Here is a 20,732-nt window from a genome sequence, read left to right as displayed (position 1 = left end):
CACCCGCCCGAAGGAAAGGGGCCACTCGGGAGGGGGACGGAGCCGGCCGCCGGGCCGCCCCACCACCGCGCCCCCTTCGACCGGACACCGATCGCCCGGGCGCGGGCCGAGGGGCTCACGCTCGTGACCGGGGACGAGCGCGTCCCCCGCGACGTGCCCGTGCTGACCGTCTGAACAGCCGTGCGGCCCCGGCGGACCTGTGTGGTCCGCCGGGGCCGCACGCCCCCGTTCCCCCGTTCCCTCGCGCGGGCGCTGAGCGGCTACTCGCTCGCGATCGCGTTCAGGACGTTCATGCGGCCCGCCCGGAAGGCCGGGACCAGGGCGGCGAAGAGGCCGACGAAGGCCGAGCCGACGAAGACCGTCAGGATCGTCGGCCAGGGGATCTCCAGGACGCCGAGACCCTCCAGGGCGAGCAGCTTCTGCGCGGCCGTGCCCCAGCCCATGCCCAGGCCGAGGCCGAGCAGGGCGCCGAAGAGGGCGATGACCACCGATTCGAGGCGGATCATGCGGCGCAGCTGGCGGCGGGAGAGGCCGATGGCGCGCATGAGGCCGATCTCCCGGGTCCGCTCGACCACCGAGAGGGCCAGGGTGTTCACGACGCCCAGGATGGCGACGACGATCGCCAGGGCGAGGAGCCCGTACACGATGTTGAGCAGCTGGCCGACCTGGTCCTTGAGCTGTTCCTTGTAGTCGGCCTGGTTGCTCACCTTGTACTGCGGGTACGGCGCCAGCGCCTTCTTGAGGGCCTCGTAGACCTGGGTCTCCTGGCCGTCCTTCGCGGAGGCGAGGAGGAGCAGGCTCTGCGGCATCCGCTCGGCGGGGACGTGCTCGGCGACGGTGGTGACGTTGGTGTACATCGCGCCGTTGTCGACCTGCCCGGTGTCGGCGGTGATCGCCGCGACCTTCAGCTTCGCCTTCTCGCCGCCCTTGAAGGCGACGGTGAGGACGTCGCCGACCTTCACGCCGTGCTCGGTGGCGTAGTCGCTGCCGACCGACATCGCGCCCTTGCCGTAGGCGTCGGCGAGGGTGCCGGCGGTGACCTCGCGGCGCAGGTCCTCGATGTACGTCGGTTCGGTGGCCGCCAGGTCGGCCGTCGTGGTCTTCCCGCTCGGGTCGGTGACGGTGGCCTCGACCCACCGGTACTCGGTGACGTGGTCCAGGCCCGGGGTCTTCTCCAGGGCGGTCTGGGCCTGCGGCACGATCGGCTGCCCGGTGCCGGACTGCACGATGTAGTCGGCGCCGACGGACCGGTCGAGCTCGTCGGTGGCCGAGGCGACCATCGAGGAGCCGACCACCGACAGGCAGGCGACGAGCGCGAGGCCGATCATCAGGGCGGCGGCGGTGGCGCCGGTGCGGCGCGGGTTGCGCAGCGCGTTGCGCTCGGCCATCCGCCCGACCGGGCCGAAGATCCGCAGGACGACGACGCCCAGGGCGCGGACGACCCCGCCCGCGAGGAGCGGGCCGACGACGACGAAGCCGAGCAGGGTGAGGACGACGCCGACGCCGAGCCAGAGGGAGCCGGGTGCGGCCTCCTCGGCGCGGGAGGCGGCCACGAGGGCGGCGGCTCCGACGGCGGTGAGGACGAGGCCGATCGCCCCGCGCACCCGGCCGGCCCTGCCGTCGGCGGGGGTGCCCGCGTCGCGGAGTGCGGCCATCGGGGAGACCTTCCCGGCGCGGCGGGCCGGGATGTAGGCGGCGAGGACGGTGACGACGATGCCGAGGGCGAGACCGACGGCCGGGGTCGTCCACGCGACGGTGAGGTCGCGGGTGGAGAGTTCCATGCCGACCGCGGACATGAGCTTCATGAGTCCGACGGCGAGGCCGACGCCCGCGGCGACACCGGCGATCGAGCCGAAGAGGCCCAGGAGCAGGGCCTCGACGAGGACGGAGCGGTTGACCTGCTTGCGGCTGGAGCCGATGGCCCGCATGAGGCCGATCTCGCGGGTGCGCTGGGCGACCAGCATCGAGAAGGTGTTGACGATGAGGAAGATGCCGACGAGGAAGGCGATGAAGGCGAAGCCGAGCATCGCGTACTTCATGACGTCGAGGAAGCCCGCGACGTCCTCGCGGCCGGCGTCGGCGGCCTCGGCGGCGGTCTGGAGCGTGTAGCCGGCGCCGATCGAGGCGGCGATGTTCCTCTTCAGGTCGTCGTCGTTCACCCCTTCCTTCGCGTCGGCCGTGATCTGGGTGAACAGGCCTTCCTTGCCGAGGAGTTCACGCTGGGCGGTGGCGGTGTCGAAGTAGACGATGGTGGCGCCCGGGTTGGTCACCTTGAACTCGACGGTGCCGGAGATCTTCGCGGTGAAGTCGCCGGTGACGGAGATGGTGCGGAGTTCGTCGCCGATCTTCAGGCCGTGCTTCTCGGCGGTGGCGCCGTCGACCAGCACGTCGGTGGGGCCGCGGGGCTCGTGGCCGGAGGCGATGTCGACGGAACGCAGCTCGTTGGCGCTCCAGTTGACGGCGATCGTCGGGGCGCCGCTGGTGGGCCCGACGTTCTTGTTCTTCGCGTCGACGACGGTGACGCCGGTGGAGACGACCGCGCCCTGCGCGGCCTGGACGCCCTCGGTCTTCCGGACCCGCTCGACCAGCGAGGCGGGGAAGGCCTCGGGGCGGCCGCCCTGGGGCGCGTCGCCCGGGTCGGTGTCCTTGGGGCTGACGGTGACGTCGGAGGCGGTCGACGCGAAGAGCTTGTCGAACGTCGTGTTCATGGTGTCGGTGAAGACGAGCGTCCCGCTGACGAAGGCGACGGAGAGCAGGACGGCGACGGCGGAGAGCGCCATCCGGCCCTTGTGCGCGAAGAAGTTGCGCAGCGAGGTCTTCAGGACACTCATGACGTCCGCCCGCGCGCGTCGAAGTCCTTCATGCGGTCGAGGACGGCGTCGGCGGTGGGCCGGAGCATCTCGTCCACGATCCGCCCGTCGGCGAGGTAGAGGACCCGGTCCGCGTAGGAGGCGGCGACCGGGTCGTGGGTGACCATGACGATCGTCTGGCCCAGCTCGTCGACCGAGGTGCGGAGGAAGCCGAGGACCTCGGCGCCCGCGCGGGAGTCCAGGTTTCCGGTCGGCTCGTCACCGAAGATGATCTCGGGCCGGGCGGCGAGCGCGCGGGCCACGGCCACGCGCTGCTGCTGGCCGCCGGAGAGCTCGTTCGGCCGGTGCTTGAGGCGGTCGGAGAGGCCCACGGTGTCGACGACCCGGCGCAGCCACTCGGCGTCCGGCTTGCGGCCCGCGATGTCCATGGGGAGCGTGATGTTCTCGATCGCGCTCAGGGTGGGCAGCAGGTTGAACGCCTGGAAGATGAAGCCGATCCGGTCCCGGCGCAGTTGGGTGAGCTTCTTGTCCTTGAGCCGGGTGATCTCCGTCTCGTCGAGGAAGATCTCCCCGCTGGTGACGGTGTCGAGCCCGGCGAGGCAGTGCATCAGGGTCGACTTGCCGGAACCCGAGGGTCCCATGATCGCGGTGAACTGGCCGCGGGCGATGTCGACGTCGACGGAGTCCAGTGCGACGACCCGGGTCTCCCCCGAGCCGTACGCCTTGACGACCTGACGCGCCCGCGCGGCGACGGCCGTACGCCCTCCAGTACCCCCGTGCCTGGGGATGGTCACAGCCGTGGTCACGGTTCTCTCCTCGGAGCAGTGGGTGGGTTTGTAGGTTCAAGTTAAGGACCGGGCACGGCCGTTCTCCTCCTCCGCCGGGACGAACAACCCCTGGCCCGTATGGGGGAGGCGCCCCTAGGGGTTCCTCCGCCCCTGGTCTTGGTGGGACCCTGACCCCGCACATTTAGGTGTACGAAGAAAGGAATGACGGGGTGACCGAGCCGCACGTGAAGGGGGTCGCGAAGCCGGGCCGGAGCACCGGGCCCGACCGCCGCCGCCCCGTCGTCCTCGCGCTCATGCTCGGCATGGGACTCGCCGCCGTCGACGGCACCATCGTGTCCACCGCCGTCCCCCAGATCGTCGGCGACCTCGGCGGACTCGCCGTCTTCTCCTGGCTGTTCAGCGGCTACCTGCTCGCCGTGACCGTCACCCTGCCGGTGTACGGGAAACTCAGCGACACCTACGGACGCCGACCCGTCCTCATCGCCGGCGTCGTCCTCTTCCTCATCGGCTCCCTGCTCTGCGCGGCCGCCTGGAACATGGCCAGCCTCATCGCCTTCCGCGTCGTCCAGGGCCTCGGCGGCGGCGCCCTCCAGGGCACCATCCAGACGATCGCCGCCGACCTGTACCCGCTGAAGGAGCGCCCCAGGATCCAGGCGAGGCTCTCCTCCGTCTGGGCCGCCTCCTCGGTCGCGGGCCCGGCCGCCGGCGGCCTCCTCGCGGGGTACGCCGACTGGCGCTGGATCTTCCTGATCAACCTGCCGATCGGCCTCGTCGCCCTCTGGCTGATCTGGCGCCACCTGGTCGAACCGGCCCGCACCACGCCCCGCCCGCCCGTGCGCATCGACTGGGCGGGAGCCCTCGCGATCTTCGCGACGGGCGCGCTGCTCCTCACCGCGCTCGTCCAGGGCGGCGTCGCCTGGCCCTGGCTCTCCGCCCCGTCCCTCGGTCTGCTCGGCGGGTCGGCCGCCCTCGGCGCCCTGACCGTGGTCATCGAACGGCGGGCGGCGGAACCGATCATCCCCGGCTGGGTCTGGCGCCGCCGCACGATCTCCGCCGTCAACCTCGCCCTCGGCGCCCTCGGCCTGCTCATGGTCGCGCCGACCGTCTTCCTGCCGACGTACGCCCAGTCCGTCCTCGGCCTCGGACCGATCGCCGCCGGGTTCGTGCTCTCGGTGATGACCCTGAGCTGGCCGATCAGCGCCGCGTTCTCGAACCGGGTCTACAGCCGCGTCGGCTTCCGCCTGACGGCCGTCATCGGCATCTCGCTGGCGCTGCTCCTGCTGCTCGCCTTCCCGCTCCTGCCGTTCCCCGGCGAACCCTGGCAGCCCGCGCTCCTGATGCTGCTCCTCGGCGCGGCCCTCGGCCTCTTCCAGCTGCCGCTGATCGTCGGCGTCCAGTCGACCGTCCCCTACGAGGAGCGGGGCACGACCACCGCGTCCGTACTGTTCTGCCGCCAGGTCGGCCAGAGCGTGGGCGCGGCGGTCTTCGGCGCCGTGGCCAACGGCGTCCTCGCCGCCCGTCTCGGCGGCAGCGGCGACCTGGACGCCCTGGCCCGCTCCCTGGACTCCCCCGGCTCCCTCACGGCGGAGGCCACGGACCACCTGCGGCGGGCGGTCGACACGGCGGTCGACTACGTCTTCATGGGCGCGGCGGGCGCCGCCGCGCTGGCCCTGCTGGTCCTGCTCACCCTCGCGCCCCGCCGCTTCCCGGTCCTGAAGGAAGCGGCGGGGGACGAGGACTGACCGCGTACAGAACGCGGTTGTACTACTCCGCCGAGGCGAGCCCGACGAACCCGGCCCACGCGTCGCGCGAGACCCGGAGGGCCGGCCGGGCCACGTCCTTGGAGTCCCGGACGTGCACGGCTCCCGCGACGGTGGCGACCTCGACGCAATCGCCGCCCTCGGTGCCGCTGTAGCTGCTCTTGAACCAGTCGAGCGACTCCGTGTTGTTCATAGCTCTCCCAGCAACTTCTCGATGAAATCCAGAGACTCTCGCGGGGTGAGAGCCTGCGACCGGATGATCCCATAGCGGGCCGCAGCGAGAACGGTCTGTTCCGGGTCGGTCGCCAGTGAGCTGGTGTTCTGAGCCTCGACGTAGAGAAACTTCTTCCCGTCCTTGCGGGTCACGACCGTGAACGGGCCGTTCACGCCCGCGTTGTCCTCGCAGTCGGTCGGCATGACCTGCAACTCGACGTTCCGCCGTTGGCCGATCAGGAGCAGGTGTTCCAACTGCCCCCGAAGGACGCCCTTCCCTCCATATCGATGCCGCAGTACGGACTCGTCCATGACGAAGCTCAGCAGAGGTGCGGGGCGCCGGTCGAAGATGTCCTGCCGCGCCAATCGGGCCGTCACTCGCTGCTCGATCGTCTCGTCGTCCAGCGGCGGCCGTCTCATGGCCAGGAGTGCCCTCATGTACTCCTCGGTCTGGAGCAACCCCTTAATCACCATCGTGTCGTACGCCAGCAGCTCTATCGCCTGCTTCTCCAGCTGCGCCATCCCCTGGAAGAACGCCGGGTACTGCGCCCTCTCCAGCTGGTCCTTCCAGACCTTCAGCAGTCCGCCCGCGTCCAGCACCTCGTCCGACCGGTCGATCGCGCGCGGGGGCGGGATCCTCCGGCCCTGCTCGAACGAGGCGATGGTCGACGCCGAGTAGCCCAGCCGCTTGCCGAACTCCTCCCGTTCCATCCCCGCCCGCGTCCGCAGCGTCTTCAGGCTCTGCCCGAAGGCCGCCACGACGCCCTGCCCGGACTTGTCCGCCGTCTGGCCCGCGTCCCCCTCGGGTCCGGACTCCGGCGCCTCGACCGGCTGCTCCTCCGCCATCGCACCCCACCTCTCGTACCTGCGCCGACGCACCACGTACAAGGCCATCGCGTCAGCGCGTCACCACTGGTCACGCTACGCCACCAAGAGGAGCTTGGAGGGCATGACGAGTGACAACCTCAGCCCCACGGACACCACCCAACTCGGTGGTGTCTCCCCTTACTTGGACCGGCGGGTCTTCACCCTCCGCTTCACCTCGACCGCCCGGGGTGCCCGGCTCGCGCGGCGGCTCGTCGCCGTCCGGCTGGACGAGTGGGGTGTCCCGTACGGGAGTGCGGCGCACGAGACCGTCGTGCTGGTCGCGGCCGAGCTGGCGACGAACGCGGTACGGCACGGGCACGTGCCGGGGCGGGACTTCCGGCTGCTCCTGCGGGTCACGGACGCGCCCCGGCCCGTCGCGCGGATCGAGGTGAGCGACACCCGCGCCGAGCGCGTACCGCTCCGGCCGGGAAGGCTCCCCGGCCCCGGTCCGGAACTCGCGGACGGGGGCCGGGGGCTGCTGCTCGTCGAGGCCCTCGCCGAGCGCTGGGGCTGGTGCCCGAGGCCGGGGGCCCCGGGCAAGACGGTCTGGGCGGAGTGCGCCCTCGCCTGAGGGCGGGGTCAGAAGGCGATGTCGTACCGCACGCCGTTCGTGACGCCGGTCTTCACGCCCGGCTTGAAGGGCGCCTTCCAGTTGCCCGTACCGGCGTAGAAGGTGGCTCCGGAGGCCGAGGCCATCAGGTCGGCGCGCCCGTCGCCGTCGGCGTCCCCGACGCCGACGAGGTCGGTGAAGGCGCCCCAGCCCTTGCCGATCGGGGTGCGGGCGGCGAAGGTGCCGTCGCCGTTGCCCAGGTACAGCCAGAGCGCACCGGTCCTGTCCCGGGCGACCAGGTCACCGGCGGGGCCGCCGGCGAGGTTGCCGAGGGAGGCGACCTCGTTGTAGACGCCCCAGCCGCCGCCGATCCGCTTGCGGGCGGCGAAGGGGGCGGTGGCGCTCCCGGTGCCGGGGTGGAGCCAGAGCACGCCGGCCTTGTCGGTGGCGAGGAGGTCGGCCCGGCCGTCGCCGGTGACGTCGCCGCCGGCCGCGATCCGGTCGTACACCTGCCAGCCGCCGCCGATCCGCGTCCGGCCGGCGAAGGGCGTGAGCCGGTCGCCGGTGCCCCGGTAGAGCCAGAGGACGCCGGTGCGGTCCCGGGCGACGACGTCGGGGGCGGTCGTGCCCGCGAGGTCCCCGGCGCCTTCGATCCGGTCGTAGACCTGCCAGCCGTGGCCGATCCGCGACCCGCCGGCGGCCGTGAGCGAACCGCGCACGGCGGCGGGCTGCGTCCGGAACAGCCACAGGCCGCCGTCGGGCTGCCGGGCGAGGAGGTCGGCGGTGCCGTCGCCGTCGACGTCGTGGGGCGCCGGGGGCCGGTTGACGGTGAACCGGCCGGTGGTGATCAGTGCGGGGCCGATGCCCTCCTCCGGGCGGGCGACGATCCTCCACTCGTACTCGCCCGCGCGGGCGGGGCTCAGCAGCCCGCCCGGACGCTCCAGGTCCTTCCCGTCCCAGTGCCAGGAGATCCGGCGCGGCGCCCCGTCGGCGGTGTCCGCGGCGGGCCACTCCTGCCCCAGGGACTCCCCGCTGCGGAGGTGCGTGAGGCTGACCTTGACGTTCGCGTCCCCTCGCGTCAGGCCCCAGACGAAGTCGACCCCGTGCGCGAGCTGGTCGCCGGTGAGCGTCCGCACGGTCGGGGAGTCGGTGAGGGTGACGACGGTCGGCTGTCCGGTGGAGGCGACGAGTTCGACCGTCGGCCGGCCGCCGTCGGCGCGCGGCGCGATCCGGTAGAGGCCCTCGCCGTGCTCGGGGGTGCCGCCGCGCACGAGGAGGCTGCCGCCGGGACCGGCGACGGCGGAGGAGAACGCGGTGAGGAGGACGGCCTTCTCGTCGGTCTCGATCGACCGGACGGTGAACGGCCGCACCGTGTCGGCCACCGTGGCGTCGGCGGGGGCGGACGCGTCGATGTGGGCCTTCTGGCCGGACGCCATCCAGCCGCCGACCAGGTACAGCGGGTCGTCCAGGGGGTCGTCCGACGGGAACCACAGCTCGCCGGTCCTGTCCCGTTCGTGGACGACGATCCCGTGGAGGGCCCTGCTTCCCGACATCCGGGCCTCCCGCCAGGCCACGTGCGTGGCGGAGACGGCGCCCGGGCGGGCCCACTGGTCGTCGGTCTGCAGGTACGTCTTCCGGGAACCGGACGCGAAATCGTAGAGGACCTTGGCGTCGAGGCCGGCCGCGTCGAAGCGGCACTCGTAGAGCGCGGAACCCGTGTCGGTCCAGCCGTCGTATCCGTCGTGGCAGTTGAATCCGGGCGATCCGTCCAGCCATCTGGGCTTCGGGGTGGAGCCGTCGAGCGTGACGGCGTACTGCCGCACGGTTCCGTCCGTGAACCGCCCGAGGAGCAGGGTCTCGCCGGCCAGGCCCTCGAAGAAGTAGCCGTCGCCGAGCGCTTCGAGGTCCACGTCCTGCGGGGCCGCTGCGCCGGTGGCGGGGGTCGACAGGTCGTAGACCCGGAGGACCCGGCCGGCGACGGGGGCGGACCGGTCGACGGTGACGACGAGGTCCGCACCGCCGGCGGCGGCGTCGGTGGCCCCGGGCAGGACGACCGACGACCCGTCCGCGTACCAGGTCCACCGGAACTCCGGCGTGGCGCCCCGCGTCTTCGACAGGAAGCCGCTCGGCCCCGCGCCGACGACGTCCGCGTCGCGCGGGAACGGTACGACGGTCTGCTGCCGGTCCTGCCGCTGGTCCTGCTTCGTGGCCCCCGGCGCGGTCGCGGCCGTGGCCGGGAGCGCGGTGAGCGTGCCGCCGGTGGCGGCGAGGACGACGGTGACGGCCGCGGCCGCGAGACGGCGGGCGTGCGGGCGTGTGACGTGCATGTTCTTACTTCCTCCCCCTGGGAAAGGGGAGGTTAGCCGACGGGCGCGCACCGGCTCGCACCGGCCTCCGTCACGCGCCCGGACGCTTCGGGAGCGTCAGGCAGAACGGGTGCCCCGCCGGGTCCAGGACGACCCGCCACCGGTCCGGACGGGGCTGGACGTCGGGGACGGTCGCGCCCCACTCCACGAGCCGGGCCGCCGCCTCGTCCAGGTCGTCGACGTCGAAGTCGAGGTGCAGCTGCTGCGGCCCGTCCTGGCCCGGCCAGGTCGGGGGCCGGTAGCCGTCGACGCGCTGGAAGCCGAGGAACAGCCCCTCCGCTCCGCGCAGGCCCGCGAACTCGTCGTCGGAGCGCTCGGCGAGCGGGAGCCCGGTGGCCCGGCCGTAGAACGCGGCGAGGGCCATCGGGTCGGCGCAGTCGAGGGTGACGGCGACCAGCTTCATGATCATGACCGGGAGTGTACTGCCGGGACACTCGCCGATGCGGACCCAAGTCCCGCTACTCCCGCGGCTGTTCGGGCTCCGCCGGACCCCGTCCCGTCAGCGCCGCCAGGGCGTTGCGGATGTGGTCCACGTGCGCGTGGATCTCCTCCCGCGCCTCCTCGTGCTCCCGCAGGACGCGCTCCGTCTCGCGCTCGACCCGCTCGGCCTTCATCCGGGCTTCCGCGAGGAGGGCGGACGCGCGCGCCTCGGCGTCCTCCTGGCCGTGACGGGCCCCCTCCTCCGTCCTGGCCAGCGCGCGCCGGGCGTCCCCGAGCCGCGCGTCGGCCGCGGAGGTCAGTTCCTCGTGGCGGGAGTCCAGGGCGGCCGCCTCGCCCTCCGCCAGGCGCTCCGCCTCGTCCCGCGCCGACGTCTGCTCGGCGTGCTGCCCGGCCAGGAGCTCCGCCGCGCGCCGCTCGGTCTCCTCGAAGACCTCCCGGGCGGCGGAGAGCCGCTCCCCGGCCTCGCGGCCGGCCTCCGTCGTCAGCTCCTCGGCCCGCCCGCGCGCCGCCTCCAGGGTCGCGCGGGCCGCCGCGTCGGCCGCCGTCCGCACCCCCTCCGCGTACGCCCGCGCCGCCCCGGCGGCCTCCCGGCCCGCCGTCTCGGCCGCCTCCGCGAGGGACTGCGCCTCGGCCTCGGCGGCCCGTACGAGGGTCTCGTCCTCCTGCTCGGCCAGCTCCAGGATCTTCCGCGCCCGGGCGCCGAGGGACTCGTACCGCTGCGGCGCGAGCGCCTCGACGGCCGCCCGCAGCCGGACGGCCTCGGCCTCCCTCTCCTTCACGAGGACGGTGAGCCGCGCGGCCCGCTCCCAGGCGCCGTCGCGGTCCCCGGAGAGTGCGGCGAGGTGGCGGTCGACCTGCTCGGGCCGGTACCCCCGCCCGCGTCCGACAGCGAAACTCATCCCTGGCGCCCCTTCCCTCTGACCCGAACGTCCAGGATGCTCCATCAGAACGGACAAAAGGCGCCCAACGTGCATACACGTCGAGCGCCCTTCATCACATTCCGTTCAACGCATTCTGTCCACCGGCGTCGACGGGAAACCCGCCCCCTACAGCAGGCCGTCCCACATCTGCTCCAGGAGCACCGACCACCAGTTCTCCGGCGACGCCAGCGCCGCCGGGTCCAGCATCGCCAGCTGCGCCTGGAAGTCGACCGTCCAGCGGCCCGCCTGCTCCGGGTTGAGCCCGAACCGCAGCCGCCACATCCGGCCCAGCAGCGCCATCGAGCGCGTGAACTCCGGCAGCCCGGTGTTCACGAACTGCGGCGGCACCGACTGCCCGCCGGGACCGGCCTCCACCGGCACCGCCACGATGTGCGCGGTCCCGTACTGGACACAGATCGCCCGGCCGAAGTCCGAACCGAGCACCAGGTACGAGCTCGCGTCCGGCGCCGCCGCGACCTGCCGCTGCGCCGCCAGCTCCGCCAGCGTCGGCACCACCGGCACCGCGGGCTGCGCCCAGAAGAACGGCCCGAAGTCCGCCGGAAGGCCCGCCCACACCAGCGTGCGCGCCACCAGCTCGGGCACGCCCTGCCGGGACACCGCGCGCTGGTCGAAGCGGAGCACGCCCGGACCGAACGCCCCGGCCAGCTCCTGCGCGATCGCCTCCGGCGGGACCGGCGGCGCGGGCTGCACCTGCGGCAGCGGAGCCCGTACCGGCGCGGGCCGCGCGGGACCGTCCGCGACCTGGTGCAACTCGCCCTGATGGGTCAGGAGCTGCCGCATGCCCTGCTGCCGGCCCGTGTGATCGCGGCCGTACGCGGCGATGCTGGTGATCCGCGCCTGCGGCCAGGTCTCCCGGATCATCCGCGCGCAGTAGCCGCCCGGCAGCTCGCAGGACTCCAGCTCCGTGTGCAGTTCGAGGACCTGCTGCGGCGGCACGTTCATCGCCCGCAGCTCGTGCAGGATCTGCCACTCCGGATGCGGGGTGCCCGGCGCCGAGCGCCGGATGATCTGCGCCTCGGAACCGTCGGGCGCCCGGTAGCGCAGCACCGCCTGGTAGCCGGGGCCGACCGTCGGCTGACCCGTCGGCTGCTGCGGATAGCCGTACGCCGGGGGCGCGGGCGGCGGCGTGTGCCCCCCGTGCAGCGGCGGCGGCGGCCCCGGAGGCTGCGGCGCCGCCGGACCGGCCGGACCCGGGTGCGCCAGCATCGTCGCGGCGTGCTCGACACCGCCCGCGGGCCCACGGGGCACGCCCGGCGGCGGCGGGGGCGGCGGCGGCGCGCCCGGACCGCTCGGGCCCGGCTGCGCCAGCATCGTCGCGGCGTGGTGCACGGGCTGCGGCGGCGTCGGCGGCCCGGGCGGGGCCGGAGCGGGCGGCGGACCGGGCGGCCGGGGCCCCTCGGGTCCGAGCTGCGACACCAGCTGCGTGGGTACGTAGGCGGGGGCACCGCCGCTCGACGCGCCGGGGACGCCCGGGGCGCCCGGCGGCGGGGGCGGCGTCGCGGGACCGCGCCCGCCCTTCGGCGGCAGCGCGGCCTTGCTGGTCGCGGCGTCCGCGATGTCACCGGCACCCGGCGCCGTGGGCGCGGGCGACGGGGGCGGCGGCACACCCGGACCGGGCGGCCCGGACGGACCGGCCTGCGGAGGCACCGGAGCGGAGGGGGCGGACGGCGCCGGCGCGGCCGGGTCGAGCCGGGGCGCGATCGCGGTCGACGGCAGCGCGCTGCCGCCCTTCATCAGGGCGGTCGGCGCGTCGGCGCCCACCAGCGGCGGCGGGGTGTCCTCGTCGTCCGTCCCCGACAGCGGCGGCGCGAAGACGGTCGCCGGCAGCGGCACGGCCCCGTCGGCGCCACCGGAACTCGCGTTGGCGTCCGCCCACGGACTGGGCGCGGGCGGCGGCGTCGACACGGACGGCGCCACGGGCGGTGCGACGGGCGGTGCGACGGGCGGCGTCACCGCCGGCGGAGCCGGAGGCACGACCGGGGGCGCGGCCGGGGGCACGACCGCGGCCGGAGCAGCCGGAGTCGCCGGCGTCTCCGCCGGTACGCCGTCCATCGCCGTCGGCTCGTACGCCACGGAACCCGAGGCGCCCACCGAGGCGCCCGCCTCCGACGAGGCCGAGGACGCGACCGACGCCGACGAGGCCACCGAGGCCGAGGACCCCGCCGCCACCGGCTCCGACACGTCGTCCACCGACGCCGACGAACTCACGCTCTCCTGCGACACGTTCGGCTGCTTCGGCAGCCCGATCCTGTCCGCCGCCTCCTGCAGCCACTCCGGCGGACTCAGCAGGAACGACGTCTGGTTCAGATCGATCCGGGCCGCCGGAACGGCCGCCTGCGCCGGAACGTCCTCCGCGGCCCCGTACTCCTCCTCGTACCGGCGGATCACCTCACCCACCGGCAGCCCCGGCCACAGCGTCGCCTCGCCGCTGTCCCGGGCGATCACCAGACGCTGACGCCCGCCGTCCGAGGTCGGACCGCCCTCGCGGTCCTCCGCCCACACCACGAACCCCAGCTCGAACTCCCGCACCCGCACCTCACGGTGCTGGTACGACGGCAGGTCGCCGTTGATCCATTCCTCGGCGCGCTCCTGCGCCTGCGCGAACGTCACCACAGCCCACTCACTCCCCCACCGGGACCACGGGCACCGCTCGCGCGAAGCCGCCGTCCACCATCAGGTTCGCCACCGTCTCCAGCTCCGGGGGATTGCCCGCGAGACGCTGGAGGAACGCGTCGAAGTCCGCACCACAGGGCAGCAGCAGGCGCTCCACCCGCTCTGCCACCGTCCACCCGGCCGCCACCGCGCCGGAGTCCCGCGCGTCGTCGTACGCGCAGAACCACACCGAACCGACCGCCTCACCCCGCACCTTCAGCGCGATCAGACCGCCCTGGACGAACGCGACGCCCAGATAGTCCTTGGTCAGATGGTCACGGAGACACTTGTTGACGTAGACGAGGTCGTTGACCCCCGCCTCCTCCCGCACCGTGAAGAACGGCTGGTCGACCAGGAGCCCCAGCTCCGCGTCGAGCGCCGCGCCCACCGGAGCGCACCCGCCCGCCGCCCTCAGGAACGAGCGGTACGCCCCCGGCAGCCGGTAGCCGAGGTCCTCCTCGACGCCCTGGAGCTGCTGCTCCGACACCGACACCAGCCCCTTCGGCAGCCCGAAGTGCGCCGGCCGGGTCTCCTGCAAGGGGCGCGTGCCCCGCTTCGCGTGGTCCACGGCGGCCGTCGCCACCCCGCCGTGATGCCGCAGCAGGGCCTTCACCTCGACCGGGACCAGCTCCATCCGGCGACCACGCGCCACGTGGTGCCAGGTCCAGCCGTGCGGCGTCGCCACCGCGGGAATCGTGTCCCACAGCTCGTGGCCGGTCGCCGCCATCGCCGCGTTCGCCGACACGTAGTCCGTGAGCCGCAGCTCGTCGACGCCGAAGCCCTCCGGCGGGTCGGCGATCTCCGCCGCCGCGCGCGCGTACGGCGAGAAGTCCGGGTGCCCGAACTCGTCCACCCGCACCCCTCTCGGGTGACGGGAGGCGCGGACCGGGTCCGGGAAGTGCACGACCTGCCCGGCGTAGGCCGCGTTCGGTGGCGCGGTGTCCTGCCCGAGCCGACCTGTCGTCATTGCGGTTGCCCCCTGCACTGGCGTCGCTGACTGCTACTACCCGCAGCCGCTGGCTGCTCCTGACTGATGCCGCACAGCCTATGCGCTGCCACAAGAGGCCGAACCGGCCCGATCCGACGGTGACCAACTGTCACGACGCCATGACAGGTGCACCATGATTCCGACACACCGAAGCCGCGTTTCGGCGCCCCAGCTTCCCCATATGGCTCCCTATTTGGCAGGCTGTCCACGCAACTCGGGGGATTGCAGGAGGGGAAGACCAGCACCATGCACGCAGCACCGACGCCCACACAGGGTGACCCACGCCTCAACTGGAGCAGCAGCGCCGACACCACGCGCGCGCCGTTACTGCTGCAGCGCCGCGACGGAATCCTCCCCACCGTCGGGGCCGCCCTCTCCGTGCGCGGTGAGACCCTCACGTGCACCGCGGGCCGCGGCGACCGGCCGCCCACCCTGCACGCCCTCGTCCAGGACTTCCTGGACACCCTCACCAGCGGGCAGCGGGAACGCTTCACCGGACGATGTCCCGAGGCGATCCTCCTCTCCCGGCACCTGACCGCCACCGAGAACGGACGCTCCAAGCGCGCCCAGCGCAAACCGCTCACCCACGGCGAGGCCCGCCGCTCCCTGAAGCACGCCAAGCTCACCGCCCGGCGCATCCGCGAGGACGGCGACCCGCTGCACGGCAGCTACGCCGCACCCTGCCGCTCCTGCACCGCGATGCTCGCCCACTTCGGCGTACGCGCGGTCGACCCCACCACGCCTGTCGAGAACGGCTGACCGCACCCCCATGCCCGACCACCTCAGCACCACCCGGTTCCCGGTCAACGTCGACGCCGCCCTCCGCGAGGCCGGCTGGCAGCCCGGCCGCTGGGACATCAAGCTCGCCGAAGAGTGGGCCGACACCCTGCGCGCCCACCTCTCCCCCGCCGGGCACCGGCACAGCGTGTTCCCCGCAGCCGTCGAGGCCTGGGCCGAGTTCGGCGGCCTGCGGATCACCGCGCCCGGCCACGGGCGGCAGATAGCGCCCGCGGCCGTACGCTTCGACCCGCTCGCCGGCCTCCACCTCTCCCGCAGCCTCGCGGACCTCGGACGGGCCCTGGAGACGGAACTCGCGCCGCTCGGCGAGGAGGGCGACCACCAGGCGATCCTCGCCATGGACATCGAGGGACGGGTCTACAGCCTCGACCACGCGGGCGACTGGTACCTCGGCAAGGACATCGACGCGGCCCTGTCGACCCTGATCACGGGCGCCCAGCCGCCCCGCCTGACGGCGGGGTAGCGCCACCCGACCGGCCACCGGGGCCGCACGGCCGGCACCGCCGGGGAGGTCAGCCGGCCGGCGGTGTCGGCAGCACGGCCGACACCTTGAACCCGCCCGCCTCGGTCGCCCCCGACACGAACACGCCCCCGAGCCGCAGCACCCGCTCCCGCATCCCCACGAGCCCGTTCCCGCCGCTCGGCAGGCACACGGCGACGGCACCGGAGTCCGAGGGACACGGGCCGTTCTCCACCTGCGTCGCGACCTCGGCCTCCCGGTGCGCGAGCCGCACCACGACCTCCGCGCCCGCCGCGTGCTTGTGGACGTTGGTCAACGCCTCCTGCACCACCCGGTACGCCGTCCGCTCCACCTCCGGCGGATACGGGCGCGCCTCCCCCATCACCACGAACTCCACGACCGTCCCCGCCAGCCGCGACTGCTCGCACAGGGCCTCCAGGGCGTCCAGACAGGGCCCGTCATCGGCGGCGGCCTCCGCGGCGGCGGCCGCGGCCCGTCCGACGGCGGCCAGGGGCACCGGAGCGGGGGCCACCGGAGCGGTCCCCTCCCGCAGCACGCCCAGCATCTCCCGCAGCTCGGTCAGCGCCTGCCGGCCCATGTCACCGACGAGCGCCGCGTTCTTCACGGCCTTCTGCGGGTCCTTCAGCGCCACCGCCTGCAACGCCGCCGCGTGCACCACCATCAGCGACACCCGGTGCGCCACCACGTCGTGCATCTCCCGCGCGATCCGCGTGCGCTCCTCCCGCCGCGCCCACTCCGCCCGCTGCTCCGCCCGGTCGGCGAGCAGCGACAGCTCCTGCTCCAGGCTGTCGGCCCGCTCGCGCAGGCTCTCCATGAGCCGGCGCCTGGCCCCTATGTAGAGGCCGAAGAGGAGCGGGGGCGCGTTGAGCCCGAGGGTCATGAAGAGCGCGACGACCGTCACGTACCAGCCGCCGGGGTCGATGTCCGGCGGTCCGGCGTCGACCTGGGCGACGTCCTGCCGCATCCGCACCACGGTGACGACGAAGACGGCGACGGTCGACATCCCGGCGAGCACGGCGGTGATCCGCCGGGGCACCTCGGAGGCGGCGAGCGAGTAGAGCCCGACGATCCCCATGAGGAAGCCCATCTCGGCGGGCGCGACGGCGATCGACACGAGAACGACCGCGATGGGCCACCGCCGCCGTACGAGCAGCACGGACCCGACGACGAGCCCGAACAGCACCCCGACGGGGACGGGCAGCGAGGCCCGGTCGGCGACCGCGACCCCTTCGAGCCCGCACTCCAGCGCGGACGCCAGGGCGAGCCCCACGTCGAGGACGACACTCCGCCGTCTCCCCCACCACCACCAGCTCTCCGCACGGACGCCCACGGCGCCCCGATCCGCCCCCGTTGTGGTCATACCCACCACCCTACGGGCGAGCCCCGGCGTCGCCGCGGCGAACACCGTCGCATCGAGGCCTCCTGGTACGGCATAGTGGAGGCCGCCGGGGCACGGGACCGACGTACTGTCCGTTTCAGCCCTGTACGCCATCCCCTGTGGTGTAATTGGCAGCACTGAGGCTTTTGGTGCCTTATGTCCGGGTTCGAGTCCTGGCGGGGGAGCTTCTTCACTCGGGTCCTGACCCTCACGGTCAGGACCCGCACTCATGTCCGCCGCCCCGCCCCCCGGTATCCTTCGTGCGTCCACCACCCAAAGCCGAAGGGCATTTCCCGTGAGCGCCACACGCCCGGCAGCCGTCGTCGTCCTCGCAGCGGGTGAGGGCACCCGCATGAAGTCGAAGACCCCCAAGGTCCTCCACGAGATCGCCGGGCGCTCGCTCGTCGGGCATGTCGTGTCAGCCGCCCGGGAGTTGGATCCCGAGCACCTCGTCGTGGTCGTCGGGCACGCCCGGGAGCAGGTGGGGGGCCACCTGGAGGAGCACTACGCCGGAACCCGTACCGCCGTCCAGGAGGAGCAGAACGGCACCGGGCACGCGGTGCGGATGGCCCTGGAGGAGCTCGGGCAGGCGCCCGACGGCACCGTGGTCGTCGTCTGCGGCGACACCCCGCTGCTCTCCGGCGAGACCCTGCGGGCGCTGGCCGGCACCCACGCCGCCGACGGCAACGCCGTCACCGTGCTCAGCGCCGAGGTCCCGGACTCCACCGGGTACGGCCGCATCGTGCGCGACCCCGCGACCGGCGCCGTGACGGAGATCGTCGAGCACAAGGACGCCTCCGACGAGCAGCGCGCGATCAAGGAGATCAACTCCGGCGTGTTCGCGTTCGACGGGCGGCTGCTCGCGGACGCGCTCGGCAAGGTCCGGACGGACAACAGCCAGGGCGAGGAGTACCTCACCGACGTGCTGTCGATCCTGCGCGAGGCCGGTCACCGGGTCGGCGCCTCGGTGGCGGCCGACCACCGCGAGATCCTCGGCATCAACAACCGCGTACAGCTCGCCGAGGCCCGCGGCCTGCTGAACCGGCGGCTGATCGAGCGCGCGATGCTCGCGGGCGTGACGGTCGTCGACCCGGCGAGCGTCTTCGTCGACGTCACCGTGACCTTCGAGCCGGACGCGGTGATCCTGCCGGGTACGCAGCTGCTCGGCGAGACGCACATCGCCGAGGACGCCGTGGTCGGCCCGAACACGCGTCTGACGGACACCCGCGTCGGCAGGGGCGCCCGGGTGGACAACACGGTCGCCGACTCCGCCGTGATCGGCGACAGCGCCTCCGTGGGCCCGTTCGCGTACCTCCGGCCCGGGACCGACCTGGGCCGGAAGGCCAAGGCCGGCACGTACGTCGAGATGAAGAACGCGAAGATCGGCGAGGGCACCAAGGTCCCCCATCTGTCGTACGTGGGCGACGCCACGATCGGCGAGTACACGAACATCGGCGCCGCGAGCGTCTTCGTGAACTACGACGGCGAGGCCAAGCACCACACCACGATCGGTTCCCACTGCCGGACCGGGTCGGACAACATGTTTGTGGCTCCCATCACGATCGGGGACGGCGCCTACACCGCCGCCGGGTCCGTGATCACGAAGGACGTGCCGGCCGGCTCGCTCGCCGTGGCCCGCGGCCAGCAGCGGAATATCGAGGGTTGGGTGGCCCGGAAGCGGCCCGGCAGCGCTGCCGCGCAGGCCGCTCAGGCCACATCGGAGGGATCCGCCGGCGAAAGCTGACCGGAAACAGGTGCGTCGAACTCGGCGTACCGTGATACGTGCACACAAATTCGGCTGGCTCGCACACGCGCACGACAGCTCGTGGATCGCGACCAGACAACACGTCTGAGGAGACAGTGCTGTGACCGGGATCAAGACGACCGGCGAGAAGAAGCTGATGCTCTTCTCCGGCCGCGCCCACCCCGAGCTGGCCGAGGAGGTCGCGCACCAGCTGGGCGTCGGCCTCGTTCCGACCAAGGCGTTCGACTTCGCCAACGGCGAGATCTACGTCCGCTTCCAGGAGTCGGCCCGCGGCGCGGACTGCTTCCTGATCCAGAGCCACACGGCTCCGATCAACAAGTGGATCATGGAACAGCTGATCATGATCGATGCGCTGAAGCGGGCCTCGGCCCGGAGCATCACCGTGATCATCCCGTCGTACGGCTACGCCCGTCAGGACAAGAAGCACCGCGGCCGCGAGCCGATCTCGGCGCGTCTGGTGGCGGACCTGCTGAAGACGGCGGGCGCGCACCGCATCCTGACGGTGGACCTCCACACGGACCAGATCCAGGGCTTCTTCGACGGCCCGGTGGACCACCTGTCGGCGCTGCCGGTGCTCGCGGACTACGTGGGTGCGAAGGTCGACCGCTCCAAGCTGACGATCGTCTCCCCGGACGCGGGCCGCGTGCGGGTCGCCGACCGCTGGTGCGACCGTCTGGACGCCCCGCTGGCGATCGTGCACAAGCGTCGTGACAAGGACGTCGCCAACCAGGTCACCGTGCACGAGGTCGTCGGTGACGTGAAGGGCCGCGTCTGTGTCCTGGTGGACGACATGGTCGACACCGGCGGCACGATCTGCGCCGCCGCGGACGCGCTGTTCGCGCACGGCGCGGAGGACGTCATCGTGACGGCCACGCACGGCATCCTGTCGGGCCCGGCCGCGGACCGGCTGAAGAACTCCAAGGTGAGCGAGTTCGTGTTCACGGACACGCTGCCCGTGCCGGGCGCCCTGGAGCTGGACAAGATCACCGTGCTGTCGATCGCGCCGACCATCGCGCGCGCGGTGCGCGAGGTGTTCGAGGACGGTTCGGTGACGAGCCTCTTCGAGGAGCACTGAGCCGCAGCGGCACAGCAGGCACGAGGGCCGTTCCCCGTTCGGGGGAGCGGCCCTCCGCCGTGTTCCGGGGGTTTCGGTGATCGAATTGGGTGGTAAGGCGGCGGGCCGGTAGACTGCCGTAGTTGCTCGGCGAGGGAGGCCGTACCCGTACGGATGTACAGGGTCACGGCGGTCCGTTATCGACGCGCTCTTCGTAGCAGGCCATCGCCAGTCGTGGCCGGGTGACCACTTTTTTCGTCACCTTTCTACGAGGAGTGCACCATGTCCGAGGTCAAGATCGCCGCTGCCGTCCGCACCGAGTTCGGCAAGGGCGCCGCCCGTGCGATCCGCCGCGCCAGCCAGGTTCCCGCCGTCGTCTACGGCCACGGCTCGGAGCCGGCGCACGTGACCCTCCCGGCCCACGAGCTTGCCCTCGCCCTGCGTACGCCCAACGTCCTGCTCTCCCTGGACGTCGACGGCAAGAACGAGCTGGCGATCCCGAAGGCCGTCCAGCGTGACGCCATCAAGGGCTTCCTGGTCCACGTCGACCTGCTCCTCGTGAAGCGCGGCGAGAAGGTCACCGTCGAGATCCCCGTGCAGGCCGAGGGCGAGCTCGCCGCCGGTGGCAACCTGCTGGAGCACGTCCTCAGCACCCTCTCCATCGAGGCCGAGGCCACCCACCTCCCCGAGTCCGTCACGGTCTCCGTGGAGGGCCTGGAGGCCGGTGCCTCCGTCCTCGCCAAGGACATCGCCCTCCCGAAGGGCTCCACCCTGGTGACCGACGCCGACGCCGTCGTCCTCCAGGTCCTGGCCGCGCAGGCCGAGGAGCCGTCCGCCGAGGCCGAGGCCACCGAGGGTGACGAGGCCTGAGCCGTAGGCT

The 20,732-nt window shown here is 73.1% G+C and carries 17 protein-coding genes and 1 tRNA gene; 8 read left to right on the top strand and 10 right to left on the bottom strand.

Going from position 1 to position 20,732, the window contains the following annotated elements; all coding sequences use genetic code 11:
• Nucleotides 1-260 precede the first annotated feature (260 nt).
• Complete coding sequence (locus ABT129_RS07000) at nucleotides 261-2,831, bottom strand: ABC transporter permease (RefSeq protein WP_351897555.1); 2,571 nt, start codon at nucleotides 2,829-2,831, stop codon at nucleotides 261-263.
• Nucleotides 2,828-3,616, bottom strand: a complete 789-nt coding sequence (locus ABT129_RS06995; protein WP_351897553.1) for an ABC transporter ATP-binding protein — start codon at nucleotides 3,614-3,616, stop codon at nucleotides 2,828-2,830. The genes ABT129_RS07000 and ABT129_RS06995 overlap by 4 nt, the downstream gene beginning before the upstream one ends.
• Nucleotides 3,617-3,807: 191 nt before the next feature.
• On the opposite strand from ABT129_RS06995, the gene ABT129_RS06990 reads away from it, so the two are divergent.
• On the top strand, nucleotides 3,808-5,340 hold the full coding sequence (locus tag ABT129_RS06990) for an MFS transporter (protein ID WP_351897550.1): 1,533 nt from the start codon (nucleotides 3,808-3,810) through the stop codon (nucleotides 5,338-5,340).
• Between the two features lie 22 nt (nucleotides 5,341-5,362).
• Here ABT129_RS06990 and ABT129_RS06985 read toward each other — a convergent pair whose 3' ends face one another.
• Both ABT129_RS06985 and ABT129_RS06980 read right to left on the bottom strand, forming a co-directional pair.
• Nucleotides 5,363-5,551 (bottom strand): DUF397 domain-containing protein, encoded by a 189-nt coding sequence (locus ABT129_RS06985; RefSeq protein ID WP_351897548.1) that lies wholly within the window; start codon nucleotides 5,549-5,551, stop codon nucleotides 5,363-5,365.
• On the bottom strand, nucleotides 5,548-6,417 hold the full coding sequence (locus tag ABT129_RS06980; protein ID WP_351897545.1) for a helix-turn-helix domain-containing protein: 870 nt from the start codon (nucleotides 6,415-6,417) through the stop codon (nucleotides 5,548-5,550). The genes ABT129_RS06985 and ABT129_RS06980 overlap by 4 nt, the downstream gene beginning before the upstream one ends.
• Nucleotides 6,418-6,520: 103 nt before the next feature.
• On the opposite strand from ABT129_RS06980, the gene ABT129_RS06975 reads away from it, so the two are divergent.
• Nucleotides 6,521-7,009: an ATP-binding protein gene (locus ABT129_RS06975; protein ID WP_351897544.1), complete on the top strand. Its 489-nt coding sequence runs from the start codon at nucleotides 6,521-6,523 to the stop codon at nucleotides 7,007-7,009.
• Nucleotides 7,010-7,017: 8 nt separating this feature from the next.
• Here ABT129_RS06975 and ABT129_RS06970 read toward each other — a convergent pair whose 3' ends face one another.
• The 5 genes from ABT129_RS06970 to ABT129_RS06950 form a co-directional block, all read right to left on the bottom strand.
• Complete coding sequence (locus ABT129_RS06970; RefSeq protein ID WP_351897541.1) at nucleotides 7,018-9,315, bottom strand: FG-GAP-like repeat-containing protein; 2,298 nt, start codon at nucleotides 9,313-9,315, stop codon at nucleotides 7,018-7,020.
• A 70-nt stretch (nucleotides 9,316-9,385) separates the two neighbouring features.
• Nucleotides 9,386-9,763: a VOC family protein gene (locus ABT129_RS06965; RefSeq protein WP_351897539.1), complete on the bottom strand. Its 378-nt coding sequence runs from the start codon at nucleotides 9,761-9,763 to the stop codon at nucleotides 9,386-9,388.
• Nucleotides 9,764-9,812: 49 nt separating this feature from the next.
• A complete protein-coding gene (locus tag ABT129_RS06960) occupies nucleotides 9,813-10,694 on the bottom strand; it encodes a coiled-coil domain-containing protein (protein WP_351897536.1) in 882 nt (293 codons plus the stop codon).
• A gap of 147 nt (nucleotides 10,695-10,841) precedes the next feature.
• A complete protein-coding gene (locus ABT129_RS06955) occupies nucleotides 10,842-13,349 on the bottom strand; it encodes an SUKH-4 family immunity protein (RefSeq protein ID WP_351897534.1) in 2,508 nt (835 codons plus the stop codon).
• 7 nt (nucleotides 13,350-13,356) lie between these two features.
• Entirely contained in the window at nucleotides 13,357-14,355 is a 999-nt protein-coding gene (locus ABT129_RS06950) for an SMI1/KNR4 family protein (protein ID WP_351897532.1), read from the bottom strand.
• Nucleotides 14,356-14,622: 267 nt separating this feature from the next.
• Between ABT129_RS06950 and ABT129_RS06945 the strand changes: the two genes are divergently transcribed.
• Entirely contained in the window at nucleotides 14,623-15,135 is a 513-nt protein-coding gene (locus ABT129_RS06945; protein WP_351897529.1) for a YwqJ-related putative deaminase, read from the top strand.
• Between the two features lie 10 nt (nucleotides 15,136-15,145).
• Nucleotides 15,146-15,637, top strand: a complete 492-nt coding sequence (locus ABT129_RS06940) for an SUKH-3 domain-containing protein (RefSeq protein WP_351897527.1) — start codon at nucleotides 15,146-15,148, stop codon at nucleotides 15,635-15,637.
• 49 nt (nucleotides 15,638-15,686) lie between these two features.
• Here the strand turns inward: ABT129_RS06940 and ABT129_RS06935 are convergent, their stop codons facing one another.
• On the bottom strand, nucleotides 15,687-17,015 hold the full coding sequence (locus tag ABT129_RS06935; protein WP_351897524.1) for a sensor histidine kinase: 1,329 nt from the start codon (nucleotides 17,013-17,015) through the stop codon (nucleotides 15,687-15,689).
• A gap of 131 nt (nucleotides 17,016-17,146) precedes the next feature.
• Here ABT129_RS06935 and ABT129_RS06930 point away from each other — a divergent pair.
• The 4 genes from ABT129_RS06930 (at nucleotide 17,147) to ABT129_RS06915 (ending at nucleotide 20,722) form a co-directional block, all read left to right on the top strand.
• Nucleotides 17,147-17,218 (top strand) — tRNA-Gln (locus ABT129_RS06930).
• 110 nt (nucleotides 17,219-17,328) lie between these two features.
• The gene (glmU, locus tag ABT129_RS06925) at nucleotides 17,329-18,777 is read left to right on the top strand and encodes a bifunctional UDP-N-acetylglucosamine diphosphorylase/glucosamine-1-phosphate N-acetyltransferase GlmU (RefSeq protein WP_351897522.1); all 1,449 of its coding nucleotides are present in this window, start codon (nucleotides 17,329-17,331) and stop codon (nucleotides 18,775-18,777) included.
• A gap of 121 nt (nucleotides 18,778-18,898) precedes the next feature.
• A complete protein-coding gene (locus ABT129_RS06920) occupies nucleotides 18,899-19,873 on the top strand; it encodes a ribose-phosphate diphosphokinase (RefSeq protein ID WP_030216703.1) in 975 nt (324 codons plus the stop codon).
• 261 nt (nucleotides 19,874-20,134) lie between these two features.
• Nucleotides 20,135-20,722, top strand: a complete 588-nt coding sequence (locus ABT129_RS06915) for a 50S ribosomal protein L25/general stress protein Ctc (protein WP_351897519.1) — start codon at nucleotides 20,135-20,137, stop codon at nucleotides 20,720-20,722.
• Nucleotides 20,723-20,732 lie beyond the last annotated feature (10 nt).

This window comes from Streptomyces sp. NPDC002057, assembly GCF_040296665.1.
GTDB lineage: Bacteria > Actinomycetota > Actinomycetes > Streptomycetales > Streptomycetaceae > Streptomyces.
The sequence above is the reverse complement of the archived record's forward strand: the minus strand, read 5'-3'. Positions and strand labels throughout refer to the sequence as shown.